Origin of the sequence: Kitasatospora gansuensis (assembly GCF_014203705.1) — a bacterium.
In the GTDB taxonomy this organism is placed as follows: Bacteria; Actinomycetota; Actinomycetes; order Streptomycetales; family Streptomycetaceae; genus Kitasatospora; species Kitasatospora gansuensis.
Genome location: NZ_JACHJR010000001.1, coordinates 2,193,231 through 2,206,399, shown reverse-complemented (window position 1 = coordinate 2,206,399; position 13,169 = coordinate 2,193,231). Strand labels below are relative to the sequence as shown.

Genomic DNA, 13,169 nt, shown 5'->3' with positions numbered 1-13,169 from the left:
CGGGGCCGTGCGCATGCACGGCCCCGCGCTCCGTTTCCGTTCATGAGCGCCGTTCACGAGCCGTGGCCGGAAATAATCCGTCGCTGCCACCGGCCCACCGCGCCACACTTCTGTCCGATCGTCACATCGAATGGCCGGACCCGGGCGTTGGCCCACGGCCCCGCCCGGTAGGTTGTCACCGTGCCCAACGCCGTCTCACGACCACTCGCCGCCCTGACCGGGCGGCTGCCCGAGCGCGTCCGGACGGGGTACTGGACCAGAGTCGTGCCGGTGCTGGCGGTCCTCGCGACCGTCACCCACCTCCCCTCCTTCCTCCGCCCGGTGTGGAGCCCCGACGAGGGCTATCTCGCCACCCAGGCGCGGATGCTGGCCGACGGCGGCGTGCTGTACGACACCGTGGTGGACCGCAAGCCCCCGCTGCTGCCCTGGCTGTACGAGGCGTGTTTCGCGCTGTTCGGCTCCACCTCGCTCTGGCCGCTGCGCACCCTGGCGATCGTGGCGCACCTGGCCACCGCGATCCTGCTGGCCTCGATCGCCCGCGGCCGCTGGGGCAACCGGGCGGGCGCGGTGGCCGGCGGGCTCTACCTGCTGGTCTCGATCGGACTGTCCCCCGAGGACACCCAGGCGGCGACCTTCGAGGTCTTCATGCTGCCCGCGATGGTGGCGGCGTTCCGCTACGCCGAGCGCCGCCGCTGGCTGGCAGCCGGGATCGCGGTGGCGCTCTGCTCACTGACCAAGCAGACCGGCGGCGCGGTGATGCTGCCGGTGCTCTGGATGCTGTTCCAGGACGTCCGGCTGCGCGGGGTGCGCTGGCAGCCCGCGCTGTTCAAGGTCTGCTTCGGCTTCGCGCTGCCGATAGCGCTGGTCGCGGTGATCCTCACCAAGCCCAAGGGCTTCCTGTTCTGGGTGGTCACCGGCAGCGGCGACTACGCCTCGATGGGCGGCGCCTGGCTGCAGATGTCAGGACGGGCGCTGGGCAACTCGGCGATCCTGCTGGCGGCCTGCCTCGGCTTCCTGGCCCCGCTGGGCCACCGGCTCTGGCTGCGGCTGCGGCACGGCGCGCTGCCCACCGTCCGGGGTGAGGAGTACGGCGCCACCTCCGACCTCTGGGTCTGGCTGCTCTCCTCGGTGGTGGCGGTCAGCACCGGCTTCCACTTCTTCGGCCACTACTACCTCCAGCTGATGCCCCCGCTGGTGCTGCTCGGGGTCGGCGCGGTGTCCACCTCGTCGATCCGCTGGCGGCCGGTGCTGGTGTACAGCACGGTCGCGGCCACGGCGTTCTGGGGCCTCGCGGTGTTCTGGCCGGGCCAGCGGCTCGACCACTCCAGCGAGGTGGCCAGCACGATCGCCGAGCAGACCACGGCCAAGGACACCGTGCTGGTCTGGGGCATGCACCCGGAGCTGTACTGGCTGTCCGACCGACGCCCCGTCACCCGCTATCTGACGGCGGGTTTCCTGACGAACTTCAGCGGCGGCAAGGACGGCAAGGACGTCGGCGAGCAGTTCAGCATGGCGAACGCCTGGCAGACCTTCGACAAGGAGCTGGCCGACAAGGGCTTTCCGGAGATCGTGGTGGACGACTCGGGCCTGGCCCCGTACCAGCCGGTGCACATCCCCCGGATAGAGAGCCTGCTGGAGACCCGCTACGAGGTGGTCGCGGTCAACGCCGACACCGTGATCTACCGGCTGAAGCGCTAGAGCCGCTCCTGCGGAGCGGTCAGCTCGGCGGCCACCGTCAGCAGGACCGCGGCGAGCTCCAGCGCGCTCTCCCGGCGCTCCTCGGGGTCGAGACCGGAGTGGGCGGAGCACTCGGAGAGGTGCAGCCGGGTCGCGGTGGCCAGCTCGCGCTCGGTGGCCGCGACCGCGCCCCAGCGGCGGAGGAAGAGGTGCACCGGGCCGAGGCTGTCGGTCCCCAGTGCCTGGGCGAAGGCCTGTTCCCGCTCCCGCTCCAGTTCGAGGAGCCGGTAGGGGGCGAAGGCGGTGATGATGGCCCGCACGGCCGCGAACGAGGGGGTGCCCAGCTGCGGGGTGGCGGGCGGGCTGGTCGTCGTCGGGGTGCTCATCGTCTCGTCCTCGGGTGCGGAGGGTGTTACGCCGGTGGTGGTGTCAGCGCCTCGGACAGGGCCGTCCACAGCTGGTTGGCCGGCGGGTACGGCAGCATGTCCTCGGCGTAGTACCACCAGAAGTGACCGCCCAGGTAGCGGGGGGCGGTGACCGGCAGGGTGTAGTAGTGGGTGAGCTGCTCCAGCTTCGCGTCGAGGGAGGCGTGCTCGTCGGTGCCGTTCTCGCCGAAGCCCACCCGGGCGTGCGGGAAGAGGTCGGCCAGCTCGGTGAAGACGGCGTTCCACTCCTCGAGCGGCGGGCGGTAGTCGTTGCAGGCGTCCTCGTAGTAGGACACCAGGACGTAGTCCAGCCCGTCCCTGATCTCCTGGGGCACGTTCTCCTTGGTCCAGGGCAGCATCTGATGCTCCGGATCCTCGGCACAGCCCGGGTTGTAGTAGAGGGTGAGCGCGGTCCGCCCGCCGGCCGCGACCACCTGCCGGTACGCGTCGGTCACCTTTTCGGTGACCTCGGGGGCGGGGCCCAGCCACTCCCCGTTGATCTCGTTGCCGACCTCCCAGACGTCGATCTGCCCGCCGAACTCGGCCAGCAGCGCGGCCGTCCGGTCGTGATACTCCGTCAGGGAGGCGTCGGCCACCTCGAAGGAGTCCATCGGCAGACCCATCAGATAGCTGATCGGGTGCAGCGCGGCCACCGCCGCCCGGTAGGCGGAGGGTTCGGTGTCCGCGTCGAAGACGATCCGCTCGGTGGGCCGCTGCGGCAGGGCCCCCAGGGAGGCGACGAGCTCGGGGAGCTCGGTCACGTCGTCCAGCGTCACGCCGTTGAACAGGTCCGGCAGCGGGCGGGTGGCCGAGACGGGAGGCGGCGGGGGAGGTGGGTCCGAGGCCGCGCAGGAGGCCAGGGCACACACCAGCAGCCAGGCTGCCGCCAGGACCGGCACGGTGCGGGGAGTACGAGTGGCCATCGGATTGCCTTTCAGCCGCCGGGGGTCCTGAGACCCATGCTCGGCTATTCGACGGTGACCGACTTGGCGAGATTGCGCGGCTGGTCGACCTCGTGGCCCTTGGCGGTGGCCAGCTCGCAGGCGAAGACCTGGAGCGGCACGGTGGCGACCAGCGGCTGCAGCAGCGCGGGGGTGGCCGGGATCCGGATCAGGTGGTCGGCGTATGGGGCGACCGCTTCGTCACCTTCCTCCGCGATCACGATGGTCCGGGCGCCGCGGGCGCGGATCTCCTGGATGTTGGAGACGATCTTGTCGTGCAGGACCGCCCGGCCGCGCGGGGACGGGACGACGATGACGACCGGCAGCCCGTGCTCGATCAGCGCGATCGGGCCGTGCTTGAGCTCGCCCGCCGCGAAGCCCTCGGCGTGCATGTACGCGAGCTCCTTGAGCTTGAGCGCGCCCTCCAGGGCGACGGGGTAGCCGACGTGCCGGCCGAGGAAGAGCACGGCGTGGGCGTCGGCCAGGGAGCGGGCCAGCTCGCGGACCGGCTCCATGGTCCGCAGGACCTGTTCGACCTGGTGCGGAGCGTGGCCCAGCAGCTCGATGACGCCGAAGGTCTCACGGTCCCACTTGGTGCCGCGCACCTGGCCCAGGTAGAGCGAGACCAGGTAGCAGGCGACCAGCTGGGTCAGGAACGCCTTGGTCGAGGCGACCGCGACCTCAGGCCCGGCGTGCGTGTACAGCACCGCGTCCGACTCCCGCGGAATGGTGGACCCGTTGGTGTTGCAGATCGCCAGCACCTTCGCGCCCTGCTCGCGGGCGTGGCGCAGTGCCATCAGGGTGTCCATGGTCTCGCCGGACTGCGAGATCGCGATCACCAGCGTCCGGTCGTCCAGGATCGGGTCGCGGTAGCGGAACTCCGACGCCACCTCGACCTCGCACGGGATCCGCGTCCAGTGCTCGATCGCGTACTTGGCGATCATCCCGGCGTGGAACGCGGTGCCGCAGGCGACGATCACCACCTTGTCCACCTGCCGCAACTGCGCGTCGGAGATCCGCAGCTCATCGAGCGTCAGCTGACCGTCGGCGCCGATCCGCCCGAGCAGGGTGTCGGCTACCGCCTTCGGCTGCTCGGCGATCTCCTTCAGCATGAAGTAGTCGTAACCGCCCTTCTCGGCGGCCGACGCGTCCCAGTCCACGTGGTACTCGCGGACGGTGGCGGGGGTGCCGTCGAAGTTGGTCACCGTGACGCCCTCGCGGCGCAGTTCGACCACCTGGTCCTGGCCGAGCTCGACGGCGTCCCGGGTGTGGGCGATGAAGGCGGCGACGTCCGAGGCGAGGAAGTTCTCGCCGTCGCCGCGGCCGACCACCAACGGGGAGTTCCGCCGGGCACCGACCACCACACCGGGGGAGTCGGAGTGCACGGCGACCAGGGTGAAGGCGCCGTCGAGCCGGCGGCAGACACCGCGCATGGCCTCGGCCAGGTCACCGGTGAAGGCTTCGCCGAGCAGGTGGGCGACCACCTCGGTGTCGGTCTCCGAACGGAGCGTGTGGCCGCGCTCGGCGAGCTCGGCCCGCAGCTGCGCGAAGTTCTCGATGATGCCGTTGTGCACCACCGCGACCCGCCGCGCGTCGTCCAGGTGAGGGTGGGCGTTCGCGTCGGTCGGACCACCGTGGGTGGCCCAACGGGTGTGCCCGATGCCGACGGACGCGGTCGGCAGCGGGAAGTCGGTCAGGGTCTTCTTGAGGTTGGCCAGCTTGCCGGCCCGTTTCTCGGTGGCCAGGCCGCCGCCGTTCAGGACGGTGACCCCGGCGGAGTCGTAGCCCCGGTACTCCAGTCGTTCGAGCCCCTCGATCACGACGTCCAGGGCGGCCTCGCACCCCACGTATCCCACGATTCCGCACATGGGGACCAGTACCTCTCGGGATGGGTTCCTGCTGCCGGCCCCAAGCGGGCGAGCCGGCAGCAGGGGTGATGTGCTGTCAGGGCGCGAGGGCCGTGGCGGGGGAGATGAAGGTGTAGCCGAGTGCCTTGATGCCGTTGACGGTCTGCCGCAGCGGGTTCAGCCCGTAGGACGGGTGGTAGAAGAAGCTGGCGTAGCCGTCCCTGACCACGAGGTTCAGCTTGGCCGAATTGACCATGTCGGCCGGCAGTCGCGGCGGGTTGTTGTTGGACATCTGGGGCTCGTAGTTGCCCAGGTTCTCGGGCAGTACGGTCTCGCCGTAGACGTCGTGCACGGGGTAGGGGAAGAACTGACCGATCAGCATGCTGTAGTCGATCGGGCCTCCGTTGAGCACGCCGCCGAAGTACAGCGAGCGCTCGTAGCGGGCGGCGAAGCCGGGTTCCAGGGCCTTGTAGTCGACGGCCGAGCCCGCGTAGTGCGGGAACTCGAAGATCGTCGGCACCGGGAGGCCGGCAGCCTTGAACTCGTTGCTGGCGGCGGTGATCCGGCCCAGCGCATAGGTGGCGGAGTCACCGGGGACCGGGCCCTGGTGGATCACCCAGTCGGTGTTCTGGCAGGGTGCCCGGAACTGGTACGGCGGGGTCCGGGTGACCGAGCACTGGGCCCGGTAGAACTCGAAGTCGTCGCCGCTCACACCGTTGTACGGGTTGGCGATGTTGCTGAACTGGTGCGTGTAACCGTGCATCAGCATGGTGCCGCCGTTGGCGATCAGCGACCTGATCGCGAGGACCATCAGCGGCGTCTGCGACAGCCGGAGGGTCTCCGGGCGGCCGTTGTTGTAGGTGCCCTTGGGGTCGGTGTAGACCGGGATGACGCCGAAGCTGAACGGGATGTTCTGGGACTTCAGGTAGTTGCCGGTGTTGATCAGCTGGACCGGGTCGTCGGCGGGGCTGATGTCCTCCAGCCGGACCATGGCCCGGTGCCGGGTCGGGGCGCCGGGGGCGAGTGCGTCGAAGAGCAGGTCGCTGAAGATCATCACCCGGTCGTTGGCGCTCACGTAGGAGAACGGGACGTCACCGATGTAGGTGAGGTTGTTCGAGCGGATCGCCCAGGGGACGCTGGCCCCGGTGCTGTCGGTCGAGGAGGCGAGCACGGTGACCTTGGTGGGGTCCGTGATGGTGTCGCCCAGCACGCCGCCGCCGTTCAGCGGGTCACGGCTGAGGGCTTGGCCCTTGTAGTTGACCGAGGTGATCGGGTTGTAGTTGAAGTAGGAGTTGGTCGGGTCCCACCCGTAGGTGGCGGAGAACTGGGCCGGGCCGACGTTGTTGGCCAGGTTCCAGATGTTGTCGTAGAGCCAGACGACGGGGTGCGTCGTGGTGGTCACGTCGCTGTAGAACGAGGCCGGTACGGCGTCCGGGATCGGCTGGCCGTTGTTGTCGTTGACCCCGTAGTAGGTGGAGCCGAAGTAGATGGTGGCGGTGTAGTTGTTGACCTCACCGGGCTGGTACGAGGAGACCGGCTTGGGTGTCACCGTCCCGAAGTGGCCGGCCAGGTTGGCGGTGGTCATCGCGTACAGCTCGCCGAGGAACCCGTACGGCCCGGTGGTGTCGTAGAGCACGAGCGTGCTCTTCCCGGTCGCCGGGGCGGGGTTGCTGGGCAGCAGGTTCAGCGCCGTGGGCAGCACGTTCAGCGTGCTCGCGGGCTTGATCTTCTTGTGCGGGTTCTGCTTCCGGTTCTGGTCCGCCGCCTTGTGCTTGGCGCCGAAGGAGGCGGAGAGGTCGCCGGGGTTCTGGCCCTGCTGGAGCGCCTCCTGAGCGTGGTTCTGCTCAGGAGGCGGCTTCGCGGAGACGGTGGACGGCGGTACGACCCCCACGCTGAGAATCAGAGCGAGCGCAGTCCCCACGATTGTCGGTCGGCGCCAACTCCGATTCTTGATATGCGAAGGCATGGTAGCCCCTTGGGTGAATTGCGGATTCACGTCACGACATGGGTGTGGGCCACGGGTGCCCGGAAGCGGGAACGGCGCGCAGGTGAATATCCCGCACCTGTCTCCCGACCGTTGTCTTCCCACCCTTGATCGGTGCCCGGCGGCCGTTTTTCCCGGCGTCTCGCACAGAGGGCCCACGCGGCGCTCGGGAACGGCGTCTCGCAACGGGCCTGGAGTCGCTTCGGTGCAGCGGTCAACGCTGCCCACCAGCCGCAGTACAGGCGATATAAACGACATTGTCACTCGCCTTGCGGAGTGTCAATGCCCGCTGACGGGGTATCACCGGATGTACTCCGGCGTCACTCTCGGTATCCTCGGCCGGTGCTCCGAGCGGTAATTCCCGGGATATTCGGATTCGTTGAACGACTCCCGGTGCTGTGGTACGTTGACGGTGATTGGTCCGATGGGGCGCGTGATGATCCGAGTCGGCTAGACGGTCGCCTTTCCTGGCTCGGGGAGTGAGTGGCGAGACCGGCCCCCTCCACCACGAACCGCGAGAGCTGTGTCATGTCCGGCATCCACTCGCATCATTGGGGTTGAGTCCCCGTGTACGGGAACTGCGGAGCCACCAGTGGGCTCTGCTTCAGCGCGGCATCCGTGATGCCCTCCGGTATGTCCGGAGCCGGTATCGCCCGTTTCCTGCTCCAGGTCGCGGGCGCGGGCTTCGGTCTGTACACCGTGGTGTGTCTCGGTCTGCTGGTCTTCGGCCTGGTGGTGCGCCACCGCCGGGACCGGCGTCGGCCGCCCGAACCGGACGCGACGGCGCACTCGGCCGGCGCGACCGCGGTCCGCCGGGGTTCGTCATGGTGACCACCGTCCTGCTCTGGCTGAGCACGGCCGTCATCGCGACGGCCCTGCTCTACAACAGCGGCATGTTCGCCCTGTCCCGCCGTCGCATCCAACTGGCGGAGCCCGGCGGCGAGGAGCGGTTCTACGTCTTCGTGCTGGCCTGCCTCAACGAGGACCGCGTCCTCGCCGAGAGCCTGCGCCGCCTGATGGCGCTGCCGCGGAAGGACTGTCTGGCGCTGGTGGTTGACGACGCGTCGGACGACCGCACCGCCGAGATCGCCCGCGCGGCGGACCCGCACCGGGTCCTGCTGCACCAGCGGCGGCTGCCGGACGCGCGACGGGGCAAGGGGGCCGCCCTCAACGACGGCCTGCGGCACCTCGCCGACTGCGGCGCCCTGCGCGGCCGCAACCCCCGCGACGTCATCATCTGCGTCCTCGACGCCGACGGCCGGCTCGAACCCGGCGCGATCGACCAGGCCGACCGGTACTTCGCCGACCCGGCCACCGGAGCGGTCCAGATCGGCGTCCGGATGTACAACCGGCAGGACTGTCTGCTGGCCCGGATGCAGGACATGGAGTTCGTCGTCTACACCGACATCTTCCAGACCGGCCGGCGGCACCTCGGCAGCGTCGGGATGGGCGGCAACGGGCAGTTCATGCGGCTGAGCGCGCTGCGCTCGCTGGGTCCCGAGCCGTGGAGTCACCGGCTGACCGAGGACCTCGACCTGGGCATCCGGCTGATCGCGGCCGGCTGGCAGAACGAGTTCTGCCCGACCGCCGCCGTCCACCAGCAGGCCGTGCTCAAGGTCCGCCCCTTGGTCCGCCAGCGCTCCCGCTGGTTCCAGGGCCACATCCAGGCCTCCCGGCTGGTGCCGCTCGTCCTCCGGGAGATCCCCGGCCGGGCCGCGGCCGACCTGATCTACCACCTGTCCAGCCCGGCGCTGCTGCTGCTCACCTCCTTCCTGCCGCTCGCCTTCCTCGCCGGGGCCTTCGGGTTCCTCACCGAGTCGATCTCGGCCGGGCACAGCACCTTCTCGCCGATCTGGCTGGTCCCGCTGTACGCCCTCGCGTTCGCCCCCGCCTATGCCTACGCCTACGTGTACCGGCAGCGGGAGAGCGAGTTGGGGTTCCTGCGCTGCCTGCTGCTGGCGCACCTGTTCGTGGCCTACGGCTACCTGTGGTTCGCGGCCGGCTGGTGGGCCATCGGCCGCACGGTCAGCGGCCGCACCTCCTGGCTGAAGACCGCCCGGAGCTGAAGACCGCCCGGACCTGACGGCCCGTCACCGGCCGGGCCCCGGGGGGTTCCTGTCCCGTCGCGCTCCGCGCTCCGCCCGGAGTCCTTCCCGGGCCCGTCATGTCCCGCTGCCGAAGAAGGCCGTCATGTCCCCTCTGCCCTTTCCCGACCCGGTCGGCACCGGCTCGTCCCGTCCCCTGCGGGTCGCGGTGGTGCTCGGCACCCGCCCCGAGGCCGTCAAACTCGCCCCCGTCGTACGGGCCCTGGACGCCGCCCCCGGATTCGAGTCGCTGGTGATCAACACCGGCCAGCACCGCGAGATGCTCGACCCGATGCTGCACCGGCTGCAGCTGACGACCCACCACAGCCTCGAGGTGATGCGCGACCGGCAGGAGCTCTCCGCCCTGACGGCCCGTCTGATCGAGGGGCTGGGGGAGGTGCTGCGCTACGAGGAGCCCGACCTGGTGATGGTCCAGGGCGACACCAGCAGCACCCTGTGCGGGGCGCTCGCCGCCTTCTACGAGCGGATCCCGGTGGCCCACGTGGAGGCCGGCCTGCGCAGCGGCGTCCTCGACAACCCCTTCCCCGAGGAGCTCAACCGACGGCTGGTCAGCAAGCTGACCCGCTGGCACTTCGCCCCCACCGAGCGGGCCGGGGCCGAGCTCAGGGCCGAGGGGATACCGGCCGACAACGTCCACGTCACCGGGAACACCGTCATCGACAACCTGCTCTGGGTCCGGCACCGGGGCGTCGGCCGGTCGGCCTTCCGGACCGGCCGCCGGGGTGTCCTGGTCACCCTGCACCGGCGGGAGAACCAGGGGGACCGGATGCGGGCGATGGCCGCCACCCTGCTGCGGCTGGCCCGGCGCGGCGACGTCGAGATCCTGCTGCCGGTGCACCGCAGCCCCGCCGTCCGCGACGTGCTGGAGGGCGCGCTCGGCCACGACCCGCACATCACCCTGACCGAGCCGCTGGACTACTTCGACTTCACCGCCTCGCTCGCCGCCTGCGAACTCGTCCTCACCGACTCCGGCGGCGTGCAGGAGGAGGCGCCCAGCCTGGACAAGCCCGTCCTGGTGCTGCGCACCACCACCGAGCGCCCCGAGGTGGTCACCACCGGCGCGGCCCGGCTGGTCGGCGTGGACCCCGAGCACATCCATACCGAGGCCAACAACCTGCTGGACGACCCGGCCCTCTACCAGAGCATGGCGGAGGCCCCCAGCCCCTTCGGCGACGGCTACGCCGCCCGGCGGATCGTCACCCGGCTGGCCGAGGACTCCGCCGCCACGCCGGTCTCCGCACCGGCCTTTCCTACGGTGCCCCATGCGATCTCCCTGGCAGACTGGTGATCCGTCCGCGATCACGGGAGGTCCGCCGGTGTGCCCGCAGCGGACCGTCACGGACTCGCCCGGGCCCGCCCACAGACGGCGGTGGTGGATCCTCGCGGCGATCGTCCTCCCGGTGCTGGCGCTGATCCTGGTGGTGGTCACCCTGAGCCCCGGCGCCTCCCTGCAGCGCTGGCCGGAGGGCAGCACGCACGGGCCCTGGCGCTCGGTCTTCAACGGGGAGGGCTACACCGGGAACCGGGGCGACATCCTGGTCCTCGAACCCCGCCGCTCGCTCCGGCCGGACGAGACGCACGCCGCCCTGGTGGTCTCCGACGCGACCTACCAGCAGGTCGACTTCCGGCTCCAGGCCCGCACCACCGACCAGCTCCGCAAGCCCGAGCCGAACGCCTGGGAGGTGGCCTGGGTGGTCTGGCACTACAGCGACCCGCTGCACTTCTACTACCTGGCCCTCAAGCCCACCGGCTGGGAGCTGGGCAAGGAGGACCCGGCGTACCCGGGCGCCCAGCGCTTCCTCGCCACCGGTTTCCCGGTCTACCCGATCGGCCGCTGGCACCGGGTGGAGATCCACCAGACCGGCCCGGCCATGACCGTCGAGGTCGACGACCAGCCGGTGGTGACCTTCACCGACCAGGAGCGCCCGTACCTGAGCGGCAGCGTCGGCCTCTACACCGAGGACGCGCACGTCGAGTTCCGCAACCTGCAGCTCCCCTGAAACGCCCGTCGGGCGGTACCCCTGTCTCCAGGGGTACCGCCCGACGGTGTGTCAGATCAGGCTCACTCCGGGACGGAGGCCAGACCCGGGGCCAGGAACTTCTTGCCGTTCACCCGCTCCGAGACGCCCGCCCGGTCCAGGTACGGGGTGATCCCGCCCAGGTGGAAGGGCCAGCCGGCGCCGGTGATCATGCAGAGGTCGATGTCCTGGGCCTCGCCCACGACGCCCTCGTCCAGCATCAGGCCGATCTCCTGGGCCACCGCGTCGAGCGAGCGGTCCAGGACCTGCTGCTCGGTCAGCACGGTGTCGCCGAAGGTCAGCAGCGCCAGCACCTCGGGGTCGAGGACCTGCTGGCCGTCCACCCAGATGTAGAAGCCGCGCTTGCCGGCCTTGACCACCTTGCCGAGGTTCTCGGAGACGCCGAAGCGCTCTGGGAAGGCCCGGTTCAGGGTCTCCGAGACGTGCTGCGCGATGGCCGGGCCGACCAGCTCGAGCAGGACGATCGGGGACATCGGCAGGCCGAGCGGGAGCACGCCCTTCTCGACCGTCTCGATCGGAGTGCCCTCGTCGATGATCGCCTGGATCTCGCCCATGAAGCGGGTCAGGATCCGGTTGACCACGAACGCCGGGGCGTCCTTGACCAGCACGGCGGTCTTCTTGAGCTTCTTCGCCACACCGAAGGCGGTGGCCAGCGAGGCGTCGTCGGTCTGCTCGCCGCGGACGATCTCCAGCAGCGGCAGGATGGCGACCGGGTTGAAGAAGTGGAAGCCGACGACCCGCTCGGGGTGCTTGAGCTTCGAGGCCATCTCGGAGACCGAGAGGGAGGAGGTGTTGGTCGCCAGCACGCAGGTCGGCGAGACCACGGCCTCCAGGTCCGCGAAGACGGTCTGCTTGACGCCCATCTCCTCGAACACCGCCTCGATCACGAAGTCGGCGTCGCCGAAGGCCGCGGCCTTGTCCAGCGAACCGGTGACCAGGCCCTTGAGGCGGTTGGCGTTGTCCGGGTTGACCCGGCCCTTGGCCAGCAGCTTGTCGATCTCGGCGTGCACGTAGCCGACACCCTTGTCGACGCGCTCCTGGTCGATGTCGGTGAGGACCACCGGCACCTGGAGGCGGCGGGCGAACAGCAGCGCCAGCTGAGAGGCCATCAGACCGGCACCCACGACGCCGACCTTGGTGACCGGACGGGCCAGCGCCTTGTCCGGCGCACCGAACGGACGCTTGGCCCGACGCTGCACCAGGTTGAAGGCGTACAGGCCCGCGCGCAGCTCGCCGGTCATGATCAGGTCGGCCAGCGCCACGTCCTCGGCGTCGAAGCCCGCCTGGAAGTCCTGGTCCTTGACCTGCGCGATGATGTCGAGCGCCTTGTACGCGGCCGGAGCGGCCCCGTGCACCTTGGCGTCGGCGACCAGGCGGCCCCAGGCGACGGCGTCGTCCCAGGCCTTGCCCCGGTCGATCTCCTCGCGCTCGACCACGGTCGCGCCGGTGAGCACCTTGGCGGCCCACAGGATCGACTGCTCCAGGAAGTCGGCCGGCTCGAAGATCGCGTCCGCGATGCCGAGCTCGAAGACGTCCTGGCCCTTGAGCTGCTTGTTCTGGCTCATCGAGTTCTCGATGATGACCTTGATCGCCTTCGAGGGGCCGATCAGGTTCGGCAGGATGGTGCAGCCGCCCCAGCCGGGGACCAGGCCGAGGAAGACCTCGGGCAGCGAGAACGCCGGGACGCCGGAGCTGACGGTGCGGTAGCTCGCGTGCAGGCCGACCTCGACGCCGCCGCCCATCGCCGCGCCGTTGTAGAACGCGAAGCTCGGGACGGGCAGCGCGGCGATCCGCTTGAAGACGTCGTGGCCGCCCTTGCCGATGGCCAGCGCGTCGCTGTGCTCCTTGAGCACCTCGACACCCTTGAGGTCGGCGCCGACCGCGAAGATGAACGGCTTGCCGGTGATCGCCACGGCGACGATGTCACCGGCGGCGGCCTCGGCCTCGACCTGGTCCAGCGCCTCGGACAGCTTGGCCAGCGAACCCGGGCCGAAGGTGGTCGGCTTGGTGTGGTCGAAGCCGTTGTCCAGGGTGATCAGCGCCAGCCGGCCCGCGCCGAGCGGCAGGTCCAGGTGACGCACGTGCGCGGTGGTGACGACCTCGCCGGGGAACAGCTCGGCGGCGCGCTTCAGCAGCTCAGTGGTGCTCATG

10 protein-coding genes are annotated in these 13,169 nt (G+C 70.1%); 5 read left to right on the top strand and 5 right to left on the bottom strand.

Features of this window, described 5'->3' with window-relative positions; translation table 11 throughout:
• Positions 1 to 180: 180 nt before the first annotated feature.
• Complete coding sequence (locus F4556_RS09710; protein ID WP_184913433.1) at positions 181 to 1,698, top strand: ArnT family glycosyltransferase; 1,518 nt, start codon at positions 181 to 183, stop codon at positions 1,696 to 1,698.
• Here the strand turns inward: F4556_RS09710 and F4556_RS09705 are convergent.
• The 4 genes from F4556_RS09705 to F4556_RS39400 form a co-directional block, all read right to left on the bottom strand.
• Positions 1,695 to 2,063, bottom strand: coding sequence for a hypothetical protein (locus F4556_RS09705; protein ID WP_184913431.1), 369 nt, complete (start codon positions 2,061 to 2,063; stop codon positions 1,695 to 1,697). The two genes, F4556_RS09710 and F4556_RS09705, sit on opposite strands and share 4 nt — an antisense overlap.
• A gap of 26 nt (positions 2,064 to 2,089) precedes the next feature.
• Positions 2,090 to 3,025, bottom strand: coding sequence for a hypothetical protein (locus F4556_RS09700; RefSeq protein WP_184913430.1), 936 nt, complete (start codon positions 3,023 to 3,025; stop codon positions 2,090 to 2,092).
• 44 nt (positions 3,026 to 3,069) lie between these two features.
• Positions 3,070 to 4,911: a glutamine--fructose-6-phosphate transaminase (isomerizing) gene (glmS, locus tag F4556_RS09695; protein WP_184913428.1), complete on the bottom strand. Its 1,842-nt coding sequence runs from the start codon at positions 4,909 to 4,911 to the stop codon at positions 3,070 to 3,072.
• A gap of 76 nt (positions 4,912 to 4,987) precedes the next feature.
• The gene (locus tag F4556_RS39400) at positions 4,988 to 6,781 is read right to left on the bottom strand and encodes a DUF2334 domain-containing protein (protein ID WP_313068225.1); all 1,794 of its coding nucleotides are present in this window, start codon (positions 6,779 to 6,781) and stop codon (positions 4,988 to 4,990) included.
• 726 nt (positions 6,782 to 7,507) lie between these two features.
• Between F4556_RS39400 and F4556_RS09685 the strand changes: the two genes are divergently transcribed.
• The 4 genes from F4556_RS09685 (at position 7,508) to F4556_RS09670 (ending at position 10,979) form a co-directional block, all read left to right on the top strand.
• Positions 7,508 to 7,705 (top strand): hypothetical protein, encoded by a 198-nt coding sequence (locus tag F4556_RS09685; RefSeq protein ID WP_184913424.1) that lies wholly within the window; start codon positions 7,508 to 7,510, stop codon positions 7,703 to 7,705.
• Positions 7,699 to 8,940, top strand: coding sequence for a glycosyltransferase (locus tag F4556_RS09680; RefSeq protein ID WP_184913422.1), 1,242 nt, complete (start codon positions 7,699 to 7,701; stop codon positions 8,938 to 8,940). The genes F4556_RS09685 and F4556_RS09680 overlap by 7 nt, the downstream gene beginning before the upstream one ends.
• A 124-nt stretch (positions 8,941 to 9,064) precedes the next feature.
• A complete protein-coding gene (gene wecB, locus F4556_RS09675) occupies positions 9,065 to 10,267 on the top strand; it encodes a non-hydrolyzing UDP-N-acetylglucosamine 2-epimerase (RefSeq protein WP_184913421.1) in 1,203 nt (400 codons plus the stop codon).
• Between the two features lie 28 nt (positions 10,268 to 10,295).
• A complete protein-coding gene (locus F4556_RS09670) occupies positions 10,296 to 10,979 on the top strand; it encodes a 3-keto-alpha-glucoside-1,2-lyase-like domain-containing protein (protein ID WP_184913420.1) in 684 nt (227 codons plus the stop codon).
• A 62-nt stretch (positions 10,980 to 11,041) separates the two neighbouring features.
• On the opposite strand, the gene F4556_RS09665 is transcribed toward F4556_RS09670, so the two are convergent.
• Positions 11,042 to 13,168 (bottom strand): 3-hydroxyacyl-CoA dehydrogenase NAD-binding domain-containing protein, encoded by a 2,127-nt coding sequence (locus F4556_RS09665; protein WP_184913418.1) that lies wholly within the window; start codon positions 13,166 to 13,168, stop codon positions 11,042 to 11,044.
• Between the last annotated feature and the right edge of the window lies 1 nt (position 13,169).

Coding starts and splice junctions, on each gene's coding strand:
- F4556_RS09705 (WP_184913431.1), bottom strand. CDS start 2,063: ATGAGCACCCCGACGACGACCAGCCCGCCCGCCACCCCGCAGCTGGGC.
- F4556_RS09700 (WP_184913430.1), bottom strand. CDS start 3,025: ATGGCCACTCGTACTCCCCGCACCGTGCCGGTCCTGGCGGCAGCCTGG.
- glmS (WP_184913428.1), bottom strand. CDS start 4,911: ATGTGCGGAATCGTGGGATACGTGGGGTGCGAGGCCGCCCTGGACGTC.
- F4556_RS09685 (WP_184913424.1), top strand. CDS start 7,508: ATGTCCGGAGCCGGTATCGCCCGTTTCCTGCTCCAGGTCGCGGGCGCG.
- F4556_RS09680 (WP_184913422.1), top strand. CDS start 7,699: ATGGTGACCACCGTCCTGCTCTGGCTGAGCACGGCCGTCATCGCGACG.
- wecB (WP_184913421.1), top strand. CDS start 9,065: ATGTCCCCTCTGCCCTTTCCCGACCCGGTCGGCACCGGCTCGTCCCGT.
- F4556_RS09665 (WP_184913418.1), bottom strand. CDS start 13,168: ATGAGCACCACTGAGCTGCTGAAGCGCGCCGCCGAGCTGTTCCCCGGC.